The organism is Bradyrhizobium sp. USDA 4011 (assembly GCF_054063415.1).
The window spans coordinates 6,038,019-6,053,417 of record NZ_JBSSGG010000001.1 but is presented as its reverse complement, the minus strand read 5'-3'; the positions used below and the strand labels follow the sequence as shown (position 1 = coordinate 6,053,417).

The window sequence follows — 15,399 nt, the reverse complement described above, 5'->3', positions numbered from 1 at the left end:
CCATGGCCATCAACGGCCAAGGCCCAGTGCTATTGATCATCGCCGTCCACACTCTCTCAGATTTAACAACTTCTCCCGGCCTCCTGCGTGTCCCGCGGTGGCTCACATTGCGGAAGCGGCAACAGGCCCTCCACAATCGCGAACGATATAGCGGCAATATCTCGGTCCATCGCTCGATCTTCGACTAATGGCGCGCTGATCTTCCTCACCTCTTCATACAAGTGGCTCAAGGCGGAGGGCAGTTGAGATCCATTGGACCGCAGGTCGACGGCTTGACAGGCCGCCAAAAGCGTCATCGCGACGACGTCTCTCAATTTAAGCTCCATCTCCGCTGCGCCAAGCGCTGCGTGGAGTCCCAGGCTGACGATATCCTGATTGAACTGTTCGGTTGGCAACGTATGAACGCTTGCCGGAGCACTCTCGCGCCGTAGATGCGCGACGAGAGAGGTATGCGACATTTGCACTCCTTTAAAGCCTTGGTATAGGCCGAGCCGGGGACTCAACGAATTCGGGAGACCTCGCGAAAAGCGGCTGTCCATCAAAAGGGCCATGACGGCATGCATATGATTTCCGACTGTTGCAATATCAATCTTGAGCGCGTCCATTGCGCGGGAAACATGCTGCCCCATAAAATTTCCGCCGTGAAGGACATCCCCAGTCTCCGGATCTATCAATGGGTTGTCGTTTGCTGAGATCGCCTCGCGCTCGATCACTATCCGTGCCTCACCCAGGGATTCCGGAACAATGCCGAGTATTTGTGGCGCGCACCGGATTGAATATATCTCTTGAACGCCTTCCGCGAGCTGGACGATTCCGGTGGTTTCATTCGACCTGTGAACACCTGAAGAAAGATGCGATGACCTACACGCCAACATTTTGCGAAGCGCTGTGGCGACGGCAATTTGACCTGGATGCCCTTTCGCAGCATGAATACGAGCATCGTAGTGTTCTCTCGAGGCATGCAATGCATCTACTGCGAGGGCTAGCGCACCGAGCGCAGCTCGAAACGTCATCCATACTCGCTGCACCGTTAGCGCGCCGATGCCTGTCATCACTCGAGTACCATTGACGAGAGCCAGCCCCTCCTTCGCTTTCAATTCGACCGGTGTTATGCCAGCTCGAGACAACGCTTCACTGGCGCTCATCTCTTGTCCGGCAAAGCGGACGCGACCGCACCCGCAAAGCGCGCTCGCGATATAACTTGATGGAATCAAGTCTCCGCTCGCGCCAACGGAGCCATGTCGCGGCACAGTTGGAACGATGCCCAGATTAATGTGCTCAAGAAGCCTCCTCACGATTTCAGGACGCACGGCGGACCAGCCGCGCGCCAGAGCCAACAGCGTCAGAAATTGGGCTGCCCGCACGTACTCCTCTGCAAGGCATTCGCCGGTTCCCGCTGACAGGAATATGAGGAGATTGCTTTGATGGAGCGCCAGCAGATCGTCAGAGATTACGAGATTGCTGTTGCCGCCGAAACCCGTGTTGATGCCGTAGATAACTTTTCTTGAGGTCAGTCGATTTTCGAGCTGGGCCCGCCCCTTCTGGACTAACTCCAACGCGGCGGGTGCCAAGTCAACCTTGCGGCGATGTACGGCGACGTCGTGAATGTCGTTAAGATTGACATCTGCATTAAGCTTTACAACGAAAGGTGTTTCCCGTCGACGCGCGGCATCCGCCGATTCGATTACCATAAACTCGTTATTCCCGCGGGCAGGTTTAGCGCGCACATTCATTTGCAGCAACTCCATTAGAGACGCGAATCCAGATATAATCTGTTGTCGCAATTCGTCGCTCGCCCCGGAGCTAGCGGCTCCTGCACTCTGGCGCGCAATCCAATCGAGCAAAATCGTACGACGGATATGACGACGGGGCTAGCCTAGGCGACCTCCTAATCCCGGTAGTTGGCCCGACGCGTGCCTTGCAGTATTTTCGCTGGGTCGCTGCTTTCTTGGGACCACGACCGCTAGGCTGATCGCACGACGTAGCAGACTTCCGCCGCAGTTTCGCCGCCGTGTTCTTGGCGGCAACATTCGTCGGTCTCTTGCTCTCGATCGGCAGCAAAATCTGAGTGACTTCTCAGTCGGCAACCACGCCCGCTCCTTGTCGACTTTCGTGCGCAATCGTCCATCACGTCGACCACATCGCTCACGCTGGGACGCTCCTTCTTCGCGATCGGCTGATCGACCTCCTTCTTGTTCATCCGATCAATCAGCGCCGATTCGTAGTGATCGTCAAATTCGTCTGGTTCGAAGTACGCTGCCTTGTGATCGACGATGTGCTTGGTCAGATCGAGCACTTTATTGCTCCGCTCCACGTACCGTCGAAACGTTCCTTCTCGTCGCGCACTTCGTGCGGGTCGGCGTAGCGCGTGTCGACTAGCCCAGCTTCACCTGCTAAGTCGCGCCTTGCATTATATAGTCCATTGACGACCGGCGGGAAGACGGAGCCTTTAGCAGAGACGCGGCAGCCATGCGTGTCGAGGCGTTGTCGCGCAAGCCGGTCAGATCGGCCCGGTAGCGTTTAGTTTGACGAGAGGTCTGACGATCGGGGATTCGGAGAAGAAGGCCATCCGCAAGTTCGGCGAATGTGCCGGACGATCTCAGTGCGCTGTGATGGTGTCGCATTGTATATTTGGCGCTTAATTCCGGCCCTGCTCCAGGTAGAGAAGGTCTGATCATGAAAGCTGCGAGCGCCTAGGAGACATTGCCACGACGCTGCCGCTCAACGATCACACATAACGTCCATGCCGGTTCAGGTGCGGTAGTGAGCAATTGGCTTGATCGGAGCACTTCGCCGCTCATCGCGATTACCGCAGGATAGAAGCATCGCTTGCGATTTAAGCGTGCAGTACGGTGATCAAGGCCAACGACGCCGGACAGCGCTTCACCGACGCTTGTCTGCCAGTATTGGGCCAATACCAAGGTAGCCTTTCACAAATATGATGACCCGTCCGAAGCACCGAGTCGTCAAGCTACAAGAATCAGCCAGCTAGAATCCGGTTAAAGACACGACTAGCGGGCTTCAGCCCTGGTTTGAAAAACCGGTCACCAGTGCAGCCGGCAGGGGCTCCCCACTCGATCGGAGAGTCCGGCCGCGGCCGTCGGCGGCCCTCTTTCAACAGAAGCCCGAGCTTCGATCGATCGGTACAAGGAGCCATGCTTCAGCCGAGGTGACGGAGGCCTTGGTCTGAGCCCCGTAAATTACTCCAAAAATGGGTAGAGTCCGTCACCTGGGAAGGGATGGACCATGAAGCCAAGTCGGTTCACAGACGAGCAGATCATCGGGATTTTGGGGGAGCAGGAGGCGGGCGCGACGACTGCTGATGTCTGTCGCAAACATGGGATCTCCAGTGCCACGTTCTATAAGTGGAAGGCCACGTACGGTGGCCTGGAGGTGTCGGATGCCAAGCGGCTCAAGTCGCTGGAGGACGAGAACGCCAAGCTAAAGAAGCTGTTGGCCGAGGCGATGCTCGACAACGCCATGCTCAAGGACGTTGCATCAAAAAAATGGTGACGCCCGTCGCGAGGCGAGAGGCCGTCGCTCATCTGCGGGCCACGTTCGAGGTGAGCGAGCGGCGGGCGTGCAAAGTCCTTGGGGCAGATCGCGCCTCGGCGCGTTATCGCGGCGGCGCCCCGACGATGCTCTCGTACGTGCCCGCCTGCGCGAACTGGCGGCGATCCGCCGCCGGTTCGGCTATCGTCCTCTGCTGGTGCTGATGCGCCGCGAGGGGCTGGTCATGAACCACAAGAAGTTCCGGCGCCTCTATCGCGAAGAACGGCTGCAAGTCCGCCGGCGTGGCGAGCGCAAACGGGCACTGGGCACCAGGGCGCCGCTTTCGATACCGCAAGGCGCCAACCAACGCTGGAGCCTCGACTTCCTGTCGGATGCATTCGCCGACGGTCGACGCTTCCGCATTCTGGCTGTGGTCGACGACTTCACCCGCGAATGCCTGGCGCTCGTCGCCGATACCTCGTTGCCGGGCCTACGGGTCGTGCGTGAGCTCGATGTCATCATCGCCTGGCGAGGGCGGCCGGCGATGTGCCTGTCCGATAATGGCACCGAACTGACCGGTATGGCCGTTCTGCGCTTTAGCCAGGAGCAACAGATCGAGTGGCATTATATCGCGCCCGGCAAGCCAACCCAGAATGCCTTCGTCGAGAGTTTCAACGCCCGCCTGCGCGACGAACTTCTCAACGAGACGCTGTTCACCTCGCTCGCGCAGGCGCGCGCGGTGCTGGCGGCCTGGAAAGACGACTACCACGACGCCCGGCCGCACAGTACGCTGGGCAACCTCACACCGATCGAATACGCCAATCGCAGCGATCCTGAGCCGCAACGGGGCGGGACGCTGCGCTATGCCGAGGGCTCCGCGCCCCGCCCCGTTGCTCCACCGAGCCCTATGGGCTCAAATGTCACCGGAACTCTCCCCATTGCTGGATGAGGTAAGGGGCTCAGACCAGAGAGAAGGCCGACATTGAGAGCACGCTCTTCAGCGTTGACGGAAACATTTACAGCCTGGATTATCTCCGAAGTGATCGCTTTCTTCATCGATACGCTGGAGGGATGCTGGCGCCGCGCAAGGGACAGTGCCGACGCTCACGAGCCGACCGAGAATGCCGGCCTGCTGCTCTCGCTTTTAAGGGCTGGCGAAAATGCCAAGAAGTCCGACATTTACGGGTATTGGTACGCCCTACGCGATTTCTGGAACGGCTTTCAGGATCACCGCCATAACAGGCCAGTTTGCACCATATAGAGTTTCACTTCCTGTCGGCTCCTGTGGTCTTTCCCCAAGTCGGTCTGGGTGAGGCCTGGCGTCGGAGACTCCGCTCTTTTCGAAACGAACCAGATGAAAAATGTCTACAACGGCCTGTACGCCACGTATACCGAAGCTCTGGGCTACAAATTCCGGTTGATCCATCCGGAGGATATGTACATCGCGAGCGGCGAGTCCCCCATCGTCTGGCATGGTGAATTCGGCAACATACTGACCCAGGATGGAGCCGCCTACATCGGTCTGATACATCCCGATCTGCAAAAGGAAAGAAAGCAGGAATCGCTTTATCGACTGATCGCGAATTCGACGAACGTTCGATTGCTGAATTTGTACGGCAAAGTTCCCGATGGTCTGCAAAGACAAGTTTCGCGGAGTTGATATCGCGCGGAAACTCGGGCTGCACGCATTGACTACGGCACTGCTCGGGGCGGAGCGCGCCACTCGTTCACAACTGGACTTTGCCGAGCAGACCGGGGGCTCCTATCCAATGTTCATCCGGCCACGCGATCTGACATCGGGGCTGGGGAAGAGAACGATAAACGACCGGGCCGGGCTGCTGAAGTATATTGAAAACCCTCCGTTTCCAGGGCCATTGCTTATTATTCAGCCCTGCATTTCGATCGAAGCCGAGTATCGCGTTTATCTCGACCGCTGCGAGATTGTCGCGTGCCGCAGGCGCGGGCCATTGAAGGAAGGAGAATTGTGCGCCACGCCGGATGCTATGCTGGAAGGCTCCCGAGCTCTCGCAGAACACCTGGAAACGACATACCTGTGCGTTGACTGGCTATGGACCGGCTCCGAGTTCTGGTTTTGCGAGTTCGAAACGGGCGGGGGATTCAGCGAACTGAGTGAGCCTCATCGGAGCCGTGTTGCCGCAGCGTTCTTTCGGAAGCTCGCAGCATAGCTGCAGCTACGAAACGTCAGCACCATGGCGTCGAGTCGTACTGGCCTGCCACTGCTTGTTCATCTGGCAGCGGCAAGAGTCGTGGAGTTTTGTACGCCAGGTGGTGCCACGGAGGATCGGCGACGCTGGTCGGGATAGCGCAGCCGATCGTCCGTTGCGGTGAGGCAGGCGCACAGGCCGCCGGCGTGAAATATCCGGGGAGTGCGGACCGTCGGAGACCGCAGCCGGCGACCCGGTTGGCGACCTGGTCCGGTTTTGCTTGATCTCACTGTTTCAGAGATTTGCTCATTTGCTCGACGACAGGGCACTCGAGTTTATGCCGATCGATCGAAGGAGTGATCTTACCAGCAGGCATCTTCTCGATCCTGCCGATCAGCGTCACGACGTGGCCGCCGGCACCGACGCCGGGGCGAATTCGGGCGATCATTTGCCGATTGCGTCTCCTGCTCGACAGCGTATTTCGAAATCCGGCGCGCGATCATGTAATGAATGTCCGAGTGGGAACGGCTCCAGATGGCGCGCGTGCAGAACAAAACAGCAGTCTTTCGCCGTTGAGCAGGTTTGTGATTTCCGCATTGGGGCGCACTTCCCGGACGGCGCGATGACTTCGTACAGCAGCGGCCTTCAGAACTCGTCGCCGCGACAGCAGACCGGCCAGTCCACCTGGTATGGGGCACAATCAAAATATGAAGGCCCCCGGCGGGCATGCCGGAGGCCTTTCCTGGAGGTTAACCCGGATCAACAGAGCTGTTTCGTCTTCTCCTTCGCTGGTGTGATTTGACACTTACCAATTGCGCTGAGCGCGGAGCAGAAGCGTAAGGCTGTTCTGGTCCTTTAGCTCATACACAGCACCTGGCTTGGCGATACCTGACTGCACGGGCATTGTAACCGTGCTTCCGCCCGCGTATTTCTGGTCGAGCATTGCGTAAGAAAGGTCGGCCGAGAACGTCAGATTCTTAACCGGAGTCCAGCCAGTCATTAGACCTACAGTCGAATAGTTGAAGTCCGGGTTGCAGCCGGCGGCGCCGCTGGATAGCGCAAGCGTTATCACGAACGCGCCGCAGATATAGCCCTTGGCGGTGTCGTTGTATCGCACGGCAGCCCACGCACCGTAGATGCTGGTGGCCCAGTGCGGATCCCAGTTGTGGGTATAGCCGCCGCGGAAGCCGTAGGTCGTGGTCAACTCCTGGCCGGAACCTGCGACGAACACAGCGTCAGAAAGGCCACCAAGTCCGACGCTCTGGTAAGCTCCTGCGAGGCCCGTCCCGCCGTACATCGCGTAGGTGGTCGACATATAATCTTGGAAATTGTAGCGGCTCGCGCCGTTCGTATAAACACCGGCCACGTTGATCGTGTCGCCCGGTCCGGTCGGGATGTTCTTGATCGACAACGCCAGCTGGGCAGCCCAGCCCCATTTGTCGGCCGGATGACCGGTCGTCTCATCAGCGCCGTAGTAGGCGGCGTGATTGTCATGTGCAGCAACCGCCGCCTGGAACAGGCCCCAGCCCTGATCAACGCGAAGCATGGCAATAAAATCAGGAGACGCTGTTCCAGCGATGTCGTTTCCGCCGTAGGTACCGGTCGCAAGACCCGCGCCGGTTGCCGCGCTCACGTTCCAGATGTTGGTCGTGTCATGCTGGACCTGATCCTGGGCCGAGAATGAGAGGCTGACGCCCTGGCCAAAGTCTGCAGTATAGGTGAATTGGTTGACCGGGTCCCAGCCGCCGCCGCCTGGCAGGCCGTCGAAATTATTGCCGGGATAGTTTGCCCAGGGAGCGGAGAATTGCGACTGCGCCTTGCCGAGCGTGAAACCGGCAAACTGAATGAACGCATAGTAGACACCCAGCGTGCCGCCAGCAACGGTCGCCCCACTATAGGCAGTCGAACCATTCACGGCAGTTGTACCGGCACCGGTATAGCCGCCCGCGTTCCAGGTGAATACAGCGTCGAAGAATGTGCGTACCAGGCCATATTCTGTCGCCGTGCGGGTGTCGATGGTCAGATCTTCACGCGAGCCGGTGCTGTAGGAGTTGCCCAGTCGATTTTGCGCGCCGGCCGCCCCATTATTGGCCGCGTCATAGAGCGCGTTCGTGGCCAGCCCCGCCTGGACGCGCAGATAACCGCCGAGCTTGATGCAGGTATCAGTGCCGGGAATATAGTAGAAGCCCGCCCCATACAGCGAGCACGTCTTCACGTACTCGATCGCTTTAGCCTTCACGGGAAGATCAGCCGCCTGCGCTCCGGCGCCAGCGAACATTGCCGCAGAACAGAGAACAAAAGCATTCGTCAGTTTCATCGATAACCCCCCAGGTTGGAAGCACGATCGTCGCTTAAACGTCGTGCCTGACGAGAACCTTACGTCGTTACCGCAGTCGGGCTTCGTCGATCTGGGCCTTCGGAAGTTCCAAATTATGCGCCGAAGCGGGAGGTTTCGCAGTTTTTTGGCGCTCGCGTGTCAGGCCTCAATTCCAGGTCAAGGCTCACGCTGTACTCAGCAGGAGCCTGGTTCCAGCGCCTGACCGCGTTTCTATAAAGCGATTGCGCAGGACAGTCTGACCCATGCTCGAACTACAGACAGACAGGTCCAGGAAACGGCTCGCGACCCGTCTGGCCCCGCGCGGGGCGAGCTCGGCATCATCTGGGCTATATGGTCTAACATCACCAGCAGGCTGCGCGCCTGGCGCGCAGCCGGTCTCCAGGGCCATCCGGATTCTTCAGGGAAACGTTCTCGCAAGCGCAGGCAACGACCGCAGTGCCAAATCGGAATTCGGCTTCACGCGAAAGCCGATTCTTTCGAGAGTTCGTCGAGCACCTGCCTTGTCGCTCCGTGCGCGAGTTCAACAATCTCATCGATTTCAGCTTCGGATACCACAAGGGGTGGAGCGAAGCCAAGAATGTCCCCGTGCGGCATCGCACGAGCAATGAGCCCGCGATCACGCGCAGCTTTCGAGACGCGGGCACCGACCTTGAGCTGCGGATCAAATCGCCGTTTGGTGTGGCGATCTGCAACGAACTCGATTGCGCCGAGCAAACCCACGCCTCGCACTTCCCCGACGATCTCGAGCTGCGCGAACCGCTCCTTGAGCCTGTTCTGGAAATGCGCGCCGACAATCCTCGCGCGATCGCTTAGGCGCTCCCTTTCGACGATATCAAGAACTGCGTTGGCAGCTGCGGCCGCAATGGGATGCCCAGAATAGGTGTATCCATGCGAGAATGCGCCGACTCGATCTGCGGTTCCCTCCATGACCGCGTAAACTTTTTCACCAACGATGGCTGCCGAGAGCGGCACGTAGCCGGAGGTCAGGCCTTTGGCGACAGTCACGAGGTCAGGCTCGATCTCGTAAAGCATGCTGCCGAAGTCCGCTCCGGTTCGCCCGAACCCACAAATCACCTCATCGGCGATCAGAAGCACGTCGTGACGTCGAAGCACGGCCTGGATTTCACGCCAGTATCCTGTCGGGGGAGGCGTAATACCGCCCGTGCCCAACACCGGCTCGGCGATGAACGCGCCAACCGTTTCGGGCCCCTCCCGCAGGATCAGCTCCTCCAGCTCGGCAGCACGTCGGCGAGAAAACGCCTCCTCCGACTCGCCTGGTTCGGCGCCCCAATAGTGGTGCGGTGCGCCTGTGTGCAGGATACCCGGAAAAGGCAGATCCATATGATCGTGGTAGAATGACATCCCGGTCATCGAGCCGGAAACGACCGAACAGCCATGATAGCCGCGCTCACGCGAGATGATCTTTTTCTTCTTCGGCTTGCCGCGTAAGTTGTTGTAGTACCAAACGAGCTTAGCTTGGGTTTCATTGGCATCCGAGCCGGACAAGCCGTAGAACACCTTGCTTGGCTTTCCAGGCGCCATTCGTACCAGACGGTCTGACAGTGTCGCCAGCTCTTCGGTCGTGTGGGCGGCGTATGTGTGGTAGTAAGCCAATTGGTGAGCTTGCCGTGCGATGGCCTCAGCCACCTCGGTCCGGCCGTATCCAATGTTTACGCAGTAGAGGCCAGCAAAGGCATCGATGTAGCTGCGTCCCTCGGCATCTTGGATGCGAATGCCTTGACCGCCCGTGACGATTGTCGGATCTCCAAGCTTTCCCGAGGCGAATTCCTTGAGCTGGGTGAACGGATGCAGGACACTCGCGCGATCTCGTTCAGCGATGATTTTGATGTCAGTCATTCCAATTCTCCTAAGCTACCAGATCGCCGAAGCAGACGTATTTGAGCTCCATGTATTCCGCCAGACCATGTCGCGAGCCCTCGCGACCAAGACCGGACTGCTTCCACCCCCCAAATGGAATCGGCGGTCCCGTGAATGAAGCCGTATTGATACCGAGCATGCCGCACTCGATCTGCTCGGAAAGGCGAAGCGCTCGACGCAGATTGTCCGTGTAAATGTACCCGGCAAGCCCCATTTCATTCGCATTGGTTCGGGCGACGACCTCTTCTTCAGACTCGAACGGAAGTACGGCAGCTACCGGCCCAAACGTCTCCTCCCGCGCAATGAGCATGTCTTCGGTGACGTCGCTTAGCAGCGTCGGCAAGACAAAGTTCGGACCCAAACTGACACCTTGATCAGCGCAGAAGACGCGCGCGCCTTTTTTTACGGCATCGTCGATCTGGGCTCTGCATTTGTTGGCAACCGACAACCTGGTCATCGGTCCGATGTCTGTTGCAGCTTTCAGACCGTGACCGACTTTCAACCGGGCGATCGCGGCGGCAAACGCTTCGACAAAGCTCGTGTAGATGCCTTTTTGAACATAGATGCGATTGGCGGCCAGACAGTCCTGACCTGAGGTAGCAAACTTTGCGGCCATTGCCCCCTTGACGGCCTTCTCAAGATCAACGTCGTCAAAGATGAGGAAAGGAGCATGTCCTCCGAGTTCGAGCGAGACCTTCTTGATCGTATCGGCGGCGCCCTCAAGAAGCAGACGACCGACCTCGGTAGAACCGGTGAATGAAAGCGCGCGTATTCTTGTATCGCGCAACAAGGGTGTCGAAAGTTCGATCGGATGACCAACCACCACTTGAAATACACCACGCGGGATGCCGGCCTCTTGGGCCAACCTGGCCACGGCAAGGGCAGAGAGCGGCGTCTCGGGTGCGGGCTTCACAATGACCGGACACCCGGCCGCAAGAGCGGCCCCCGCCTTTCGGGTAATCATCGCGACAGGAAAATTCCACGGAGTAATCGCGGCCGCCACACCGACTGGCTGCATTCGCACCTGAAGCAGGGTTCCTGCCCTGTGGCTGGGGATTGTCTCTCCATATGCGCGCTCGCCTTCTGCGGCGAACCAGTCGAGAAATCCGGCGCCATATGCAATTTCCTGACGGGCCTCATGGAGTGGCTTGCCCTGCTCGCTCGTCACCAGAATGGCGAGTTCTTCGGAATGGTCGAGCATCAATGACGCCCAGGACCTGAGGATCGCTCCACGCTGTGCCGGCAACAGGCTTCGCCATGCAGCAAATGACCGATCAGCTGCCGCGATCGCAAGAGCCATATCACTGGCAGAGCAACGAGCCACATCCGCGATATCTTCCCCGGTCGCGGGATCGACCACCACCTCTCTCTGGCCGCTCGCAACCCAGCGTCCGTCGATCAGCGCGTCCCCCGCCGCAAAATCGCGACGGCTAAGGTTCTGCAGATGCCTGGCAGCAAGACCGACCAAAGAAGGGCTTTTGTGCCGGATAGTCTCATGGGCCATTCGAAGGTCCGAAGCGGTCATTTTGTTGAAATTTCCTGTGCATTCAGGATACTGGTGTCGCACAAGACATTTGCGTCGCATTTCCTGCCGCTCGGATGATTTCCTGCATCGCGCAGGCATTTTGCGGCGAAATTCACCTGAAGGCTGGAGAAGACTATGCCGTACGATCGGACAGACGCTCGAATCCTCGAGATCGTGCAAAAGAACAATCGTTTGACATCCGAGGTGATCGGCGAAATGGCGGGCCTTTCCGCAACCGCATGCCAGCGACGACTGAAGAGGCTCCGCTCAGAAGGCATCATCGAGGCCGACGTCTCGATCGTTGCTCCGAAGGCGGTGGGAAGGCCTATTCAAATGCTCGTTCTGGTAGAGCTGGAGCGGGAGCGTTCAGATATCATTGACAGGTTCAAGAAGGCGATCAAGTCGTCGGTTGACGTCGTCAATGGATTCTACGTCACCGGGGAGGCCGACTTTGTCTTGTACGTCACCGCGCGCACGATGGAAGAATATGAGCAGTTCACTCGGCGATTTTTCTATGAGAACCCGGACATCAAAGGCTTCAAAACGATGGTGATCATGGACCGCGTAAAGGCGGGCTTTGCCGTTCCAATTGAGGCTCCGCGCGAGGACTGACATGACGGTCCCGAGGCGGATCGATGCGCTGAGTGCTCTTCATCGCCAAGTCGTGCTGCTCTCGGCACAAGCCGCCGACCATTCTGCTGTACTTCAGCAAGGAACGCCCATCCATCTCTCTGGAACAGTTGCTAAGCCATGTTGAAGGCGAGACGCGAAGCCGCAGGCCGCCAGAGGTCTGTGCACTCCTGAAACAGACGTTTCCAAACACGCAATTTATCCTCACCACACAGGACGGGTATGGCTCAAGTTCATGCAGAACGAAAAGCTGGTTCAGAGCACGCTCAGCTTCGGCGGCTGGACGGTTGACGGCGGTCCACAGGTCTGGACCGAAGGCGGCGTCTGGACGCAGATCGAAGAAGGCCTCGCGAAGAGCAATGTCCCGCAGGCGGCGGGAACCTTGCGGCGCTATCTCGAATTCACCTCGACGATCCTGGCGGACAACCTGCGCGCTCGCATCGAATACCACGGTGGACAATATGATCTCGGCGGGCCGAGTGTGTTGGCTGCATGGAAAGCCCGCCTCCAGGAGGCGCGATTCTGCTGCCTCATGGGGCAAGAATATCCAGGATGCCGAAACGCTTCAGGTCGAGTCCAAGAAACGCGTCGCTGCGACGAAGTCAGAAGAATGGATGATTAACAAGGCCGTCCACTACAATGCTTGGGCGGATCTCCAGCCAAAGGAATTTGTTGCGGTCGCGAGTTCGTTCCGTGAGTTGCTCCGACTGATGCAGTGCCCCAATGCCGATTGTGGAGAATTCCTGTGCGTGTCGCCGATCAAGGGTGACAAGGAAGTGCTCCGCTGACGATGAAGCTGGGCGCATCCGCTATGTTGTGGACAAGTCGGAGACGTTGCAGCTGCGGTAGCGTTACGCTCAACCTGGTAGCCAAAGAGAAATGACGACTCGGCGGTTGCAGAGGAGGACGGGCGCCAGGCTGTCGCCGCTAGACGAAGAGGTGGAGCTGGTCAGCGCGTCGCTTGACGCCGATGACGCCGACTTTTGGGTCCAGGCAAGCGTCAGCATAGGCTGCCATGCGAGTTCGATCGCCGCGCATGTTGTCCGCTGATGTGTGATGCGCGAAGATGGCCAGAATGGCGCCAAACACGGAGGCCTGCGATCTTCGCGCTTCCAGCGTTTCCCGACTGCTTAGCGTGGACGGATGGTCAGCAGCTCTTCGACGTCGTCGGTTGCGATCGTCGGAGCCTTATAGCTGAACCCTTCGGGAGGGAACGCGCTGTGGATCAGCTCGCATTCCCGCTTGCTGACGCCAACTTGCCGGCAGACTCGATACCATGACTGCCCGATGGTCGCTTTCATGCCGTCAACGCAAATGCTACGGGGCGTGTTGCTAGCCTTCGCCACGTTTTTCTTTGTCCTCGAACTTCTCCCGACGACTTGCGACGTGCTTCCCGCCTTCGGTTGCGGCTGATGCGAGCACCTTATTTGGTCCAGACCGGTGCGTTGCGCTTGAGCGATCTTGAAAGCCATGGGCTAGCTCTCTTGACCAGCGGCAAAGCAATTGTAAAGGCTGCGGTCGAGCTCATGGAGAAGGTTGCCCGAGCACTTGGCCCAAGGCAACAATGCGATCAAGCAATGAAGAAGCGGAACATCGCCACTATGACCAGTGCCGGAATATTCCCATTGAAAGGCTGGCCGCTGTGTTTGCCCTGCTGGGCGATGGAAGCGACGGGAGCTGGCGCGGAGCCTTCGGAGGCGACTGCCGCCCCCTCAGGGGGCCGCTCGTCGCGATAATGTCTGCCCATGTCTCCTAACAAATGGGCATTGACGCATCCGGCCCCTGCTCTTGAAGCCCTTGTCGGCGGCTTGTAGGGGCGCGAGAAAGTCCAGCGTGCCGCCGCGCTAAGAGTCCACAGGTCACGATCACTCGCCTCCTTGATCGGCGCGGATCTTTGCCCGGAATCCCACCGACCTGCAGCCCTTTCCAGCATCACCACGATGGCGGAGCCGCGGAAGGCGATCCGGAGCATGCAGCCGAAACCAATCCCGCGGAACTCCAAATTGTGATGGAAGCACGGATAGACCCCACCAATTCGTGCAGGAGATTTCGCAGCTCACGTCAGTTAGCTTGCTGGGTGTTAGTGACTTTGGGAGACTTTTTCTTCGATGTTGATTGTTGAAACTATTTTGAAGCCAGACCAGTTTGGCGGTATTGGACTTTTCTCCGCGACTCGTTTGCCTAAAGGCACGTTAGTTTGGATCCGCAACCCGATCGTTGACATTGCGGTGACGCGCGAACAATACGAAGCTCTAGCTCCAACATTTCAAGCTTTACTTGATAAGCATGCCTATCCCAGAGACCACAAAGTTAATGACGGTGTCGTAGAATATAATGCTGACAACGCTCGCTTCATGAATCACAGCAGTCATCCAAACACATATCAAGACGATCATTGCAGAATTTTCACAGCCCGTGACGTACGACCTGGTGAAGAACTTACTTGCGATTACTTGTCTTTCGATCCAGGGTGTGACTTATCGTGGAATAAGGAGCTATTGCCGACCTCCAGCTCCTGCTTTCGAAGCGGCGCGGAGCCGGCTCCGACAGGCTGATCCTGCGCCGTACGCGTTGTTCTAGTGATTCAGTGAGCAGCTCTCGACAACCTAAAAATCCTCGCCGTCCAATCGCGCGGCGGAGCAGTGTCGCTTTTGGAGCGGACTCGCGACGTTCAGCGCGTGACACGCTGTAATCGCGTGCAAAAGCAGTTCATGAAGCTAAGCGATTTGTGCGACGTAAGCGCTGCGCGAGCGGTGCACGAATCGTCAACCTGTCGCCCGGCCGGGAAACAGATCAAGCAATCGCACCGCAAACCCGGGTCCGCCAATAGGCCACGTTGCGACGATTGCCAGAAGCTCGGCTAGACCGCAAATTTCGCACGCAGCGCGGACTATGCGCTCAACGCCGAGCCGGGCTTGGTAGGTTGATTATTTTGCGCGGCGGCGCATGTCGCCGCGCTTCTCCATTACCCACAGCGACCACAGCAGATCATCTCGTACACAGCGTTTATAATCCGTTTAACGTGGGCTCTCCGTTCGTTACCGGCAAACCCATTGCTTTCCTGCATTCCCTGTTCAGCTCATCTTCCGGCACGCGATTTGCGCCGACCGAGTGCGCCGGGCAAGGAGCGCGCCCCGCTGGTATGCCCCACTAAATCTTCCCATAAATTAATAACTAGGAAGGCTTCGAGGCAGCCTTCGGTTCGTCGGGCGGCTTTAGTCAAGCCTGGGTCACGCAGAATGATGCAGTGCGCGCTCTTTGGTCTGAGATATCTCAAGGATCAGATTTCGCGGCATTGGTTGCTCACGCCCGCTGCAGCGTCGCGTCGCCCTTGCGCACCAACGTCGCGGTAGGATTCGCAGTCTCCATCT

General features: G+C 58.3%; 15 protein-coding genes and 1 pseudogene. 8 read left to right on the top strand and 8 right to left on the bottom strand.

Annotated elements, in window-relative coordinates; all coding sequences use genetic code 11:
* Window positions 1–62 precede the first annotated feature (62 nt).
* The gene (locus tag ACVW1C_RS28515; RefSeq protein ID WP_456761190.1) at window positions 63–1,748 is read right to left on the bottom strand and encodes an HAL/PAL/TAL family ammonia-lyase; all 1,686 of its coding nucleotides are present in this window, start codon (window positions 1,746–1,748) and stop codon (window positions 63–65) included.
* 215 nt (window positions 1,749–1,963) lie between these two features.
* Window positions 1,964–2,296, bottom strand: a complete 333-nt coding sequence (locus ACVW1C_RS28510) for a hypothetical protein (RefSeq protein WP_456761189.1) — start codon at window positions 2,294–2,296, stop codon at window positions 1,964–1,966.
* Between the two features lie 950 nt (window positions 2,297–3,246).
* Between ACVW1C_RS28510 and ACVW1C_RS28505 the strand changes: the two are divergent.
* The 4 genes and pseudogenes from ACVW1C_RS28505 (at window position 3,247) to ACVW1C_RS28490 (ending at window position 5,678) form a co-directional block, all read left to right on the top strand.
* A pseudogene (locus ACVW1C_RS28505) lies at window positions 3,247–4,441 on the top strand (IS3 family transposase).
* 90 nt (window positions 4,442–4,531) lie between these two features.
* Window positions 4,532–4,753 carry a hypothetical protein gene (locus ACVW1C_RS28500; RefSeq protein WP_456761188.1) on the top strand — a complete coding sequence of 74 codons (222 nt, stop codon included), beginning with the start codon at window positions 4,532–4,534 and terminating at the stop codon, window positions 4,751–4,753.
* 93 nt (window positions 4,754–4,846) lie between these two features.
* Window positions 4,847–5,152, top strand: a complete 306-nt coding sequence (locus tag ACVW1C_RS28495) for a hypothetical protein (protein WP_456761187.1) — start codon at window positions 4,847–4,849, stop codon at window positions 5,150–5,152.
* Window positions 5,121–5,678: a hypothetical protein gene (locus ACVW1C_RS28490; protein WP_456761186.1), complete on the top strand. Its 558-nt coding sequence runs from the start codon at window positions 5,121–5,123 to the stop codon at window positions 5,676–5,678. Before ACVW1C_RS28495 ends, ACVW1C_RS28490 begins: the two co-directional genes overlap by 32 nt.
* Before the next feature lie 265 nt (window positions 5,679–5,943).
* Here the strand turns inward: ACVW1C_RS28490 and ACVW1C_RS28485 are convergent, their stop codons facing one another.
* The 4 genes from ACVW1C_RS28485 to ACVW1C_RS28470 all read right to left on the bottom strand — a co-directional run bounded on the left by ACVW1C_RS28485 (window position 5,944) and on the right by ACVW1C_RS28470 (window position 11,341).
* Complete coding sequence (locus ACVW1C_RS28485; protein WP_456761185.1) at window positions 5,944–6,105, bottom strand: hypothetical protein; 162 nt, start codon at window positions 6,103–6,105, stop codon at window positions 5,944–5,946.
* Between the two features lie 357 nt (window positions 6,106–6,462).
* Window positions 6,463–7,974: a porin gene (locus ACVW1C_RS28480; RefSeq protein WP_456761184.1), complete on the bottom strand. Its 1,512-nt coding sequence runs from the start codon at window positions 7,972–7,974 to the stop codon at window positions 6,463–6,465.
* A 477-nt stretch (window positions 7,975–8,451) separates the two neighbouring features.
* Complete coding sequence (locus tag ACVW1C_RS28475; RefSeq protein WP_456761183.1) at window positions 8,452–9,852, bottom strand: aminotransferase; 1,401 nt, start codon at window positions 9,850–9,852, stop codon at window positions 8,452–8,454.
* A gap of 10 nt (window positions 9,853–9,862) precedes the next feature.
* Window positions 9,863–11,341 (bottom strand): NAD-dependent succinate-semialdehyde dehydrogenase, encoded by a 1,479-nt coding sequence (locus tag ACVW1C_RS28470; protein WP_456763198.1) that lies wholly within the window; start codon window positions 11,339–11,341, stop codon window positions 9,863–9,865.
* Window positions 11,342–11,533: 192 nt separating this feature from the next.
* Between ACVW1C_RS28470 and ACVW1C_RS28465 the strand changes: the two genes are divergently transcribed.
* The 3 genes from ACVW1C_RS28465 (at window position 11,534) to ACVW1C_RS28455 (ending at window position 12,816) form a co-directional block, all read left to right on the top strand.
* On the top strand, window positions 11,534–12,010 hold the full coding sequence (locus tag ACVW1C_RS28465; RefSeq protein ID WP_456761182.1) for an Lrp/AsnC family transcriptional regulator: 477 nt from the start codon (window positions 11,534–11,536) through the stop codon (window positions 12,008–12,010).
* Window positions 12,011–12,263: 253 nt separating this feature from the next.
* Window positions 12,264–12,650 (top strand): hypothetical protein, encoded by a 387-nt coding sequence (locus ACVW1C_RS28460; RefSeq protein WP_456761181.1) that lies wholly within the window; start codon window positions 12,264–12,266, stop codon window positions 12,648–12,650.
* The gene (locus ACVW1C_RS28455; protein ID WP_456761180.1) at window positions 12,643–12,816 is read left to right on the top strand and encodes a hypothetical protein; all 174 of its coding nucleotides are present in this window, start codon (window positions 12,643–12,645) and stop codon (window positions 12,814–12,816) included. The genes ACVW1C_RS28460 and ACVW1C_RS28455 overlap by 8 nt, the downstream gene beginning before the upstream one ends.
* A 342-nt stretch (window positions 12,817–13,158) precedes the next feature.
* Here the strand turns inward: ACVW1C_RS28455 and ACVW1C_RS28450 are convergent, their stop codons facing one another.
* Together ACVW1C_RS28450 and ACVW1C_RS28445 are read right to left on the bottom strand one after the other, a co-directional pair.
* Window positions 13,159–13,500 carry a hypothetical protein gene (locus ACVW1C_RS28450; protein ID WP_456761179.1) on the bottom strand — a complete coding sequence of 114 codons (342 nt, stop codon included), beginning with the start codon at window positions 13,498–13,500 and terminating at the stop codon, window positions 13,159–13,161.
* Between the two features lie 98 nt (window positions 13,501–13,598).
* Window positions 13,599–14,000: a hypothetical protein gene (locus tag ACVW1C_RS28445; RefSeq protein ID WP_456761178.1), complete on the bottom strand. Its 402-nt coding sequence runs from the start codon at window positions 13,998–14,000 to the stop codon at window positions 13,599–13,601.
* 136 nt (window positions 14,001–14,136) lie between these two features.
* Here ACVW1C_RS28445 and ACVW1C_RS28440 point away from each other — a divergent pair, with 136 nt between their 5' ends.
* Entirely contained in the window at window positions 14,137–14,583 is a 447-nt protein-coding gene (locus ACVW1C_RS28440) for an SET domain-containing protein (RefSeq protein WP_456761177.1), read from the top strand.
* The last annotated feature ends 816 nt before the right edge of the window (window positions 14,584–15,399 follow it).

Bases quoted from the DNA above. Each gene is read 5' to 3' on its own strand.
- ACVW1C_RS28515 (WP_456761190.1), bottom strand. From the start codon at position 1,748: ATGGAGTTGCTGCAAATGAATGTGCGCGCTAAACCTGCCCGCGGGAAT.
- ACVW1C_RS28495 (WP_456761187.1), top strand. From the start codon at position 4,847: ATGAAAAATGTCTACAACGGCCTGTACGCCACGTATACCGAAGCTCTG.
- ACVW1C_RS28490 (WP_456761186.1), top strand. From the start codon at position 5,121: ATGGTCTGCAAAGACAAGTTTCGCGGAGTTGATATCGCGCGGAAACTC.
- ACVW1C_RS28485 (WP_456761185.1), bottom strand. From the start codon at position 6,105: ATGATCGCCCGAATTCGCCCCGGCGTCGGTGCCGGCGGCCACGTCGTG.
- ACVW1C_RS28480 (WP_456761184.1), bottom strand. From the start codon at position 7,974: ATGAAACTGACGAATGCTTTTGTTCTCTGTTCTGCGGCAATGTTCGCT.
- ACVW1C_RS28475 (WP_456761183.1), bottom strand. From the start codon at position 9,852: ATGACTGACATCAAAATCATCGCTGAACGAGATCGCGCGAGTGTCCTG.
- ACVW1C_RS28465 (WP_456761182.1), top strand. From the start codon at position 11,534: ATGCCGTACGATCGGACAGACGCTCGAATCCTCGAGATCGTGCAAAAG.
- ACVW1C_RS28460 (WP_456761181.1), top strand. From the start codon at position 12,264: ATGCAGAACGAAAAGCTGGTTCAGAGCACGCTCAGCTTCGGCGGCTGG.
- ACVW1C_RS28455 (WP_456761180.1), top strand. From the start codon at position 12,643: ATGATTAACAAGGCCGTCCACTACAATGCTTGGGCGGATCTCCAGCCA.
- ACVW1C_RS28450 (WP_456761179.1), bottom strand. From the start codon at position 13,500: ATGGCTTTCAAGATCGCTCAAGCGCAACGCACCGGTCTGGACCAAATA.
- ACVW1C_RS28445 (WP_456761178.1), bottom strand. From the start codon at position 14,000: ATGCTCCGGATCGCCTTCCGCGGCTCCGCCATCGTGGTGATGCTGGAA.
- ACVW1C_RS28440 (WP_456761177.1), top strand. From the start codon at position 14,137: ATGTTGATTGTTGAAACTATTTTGAAGCCAGACCAGTTTGGCGGTATT.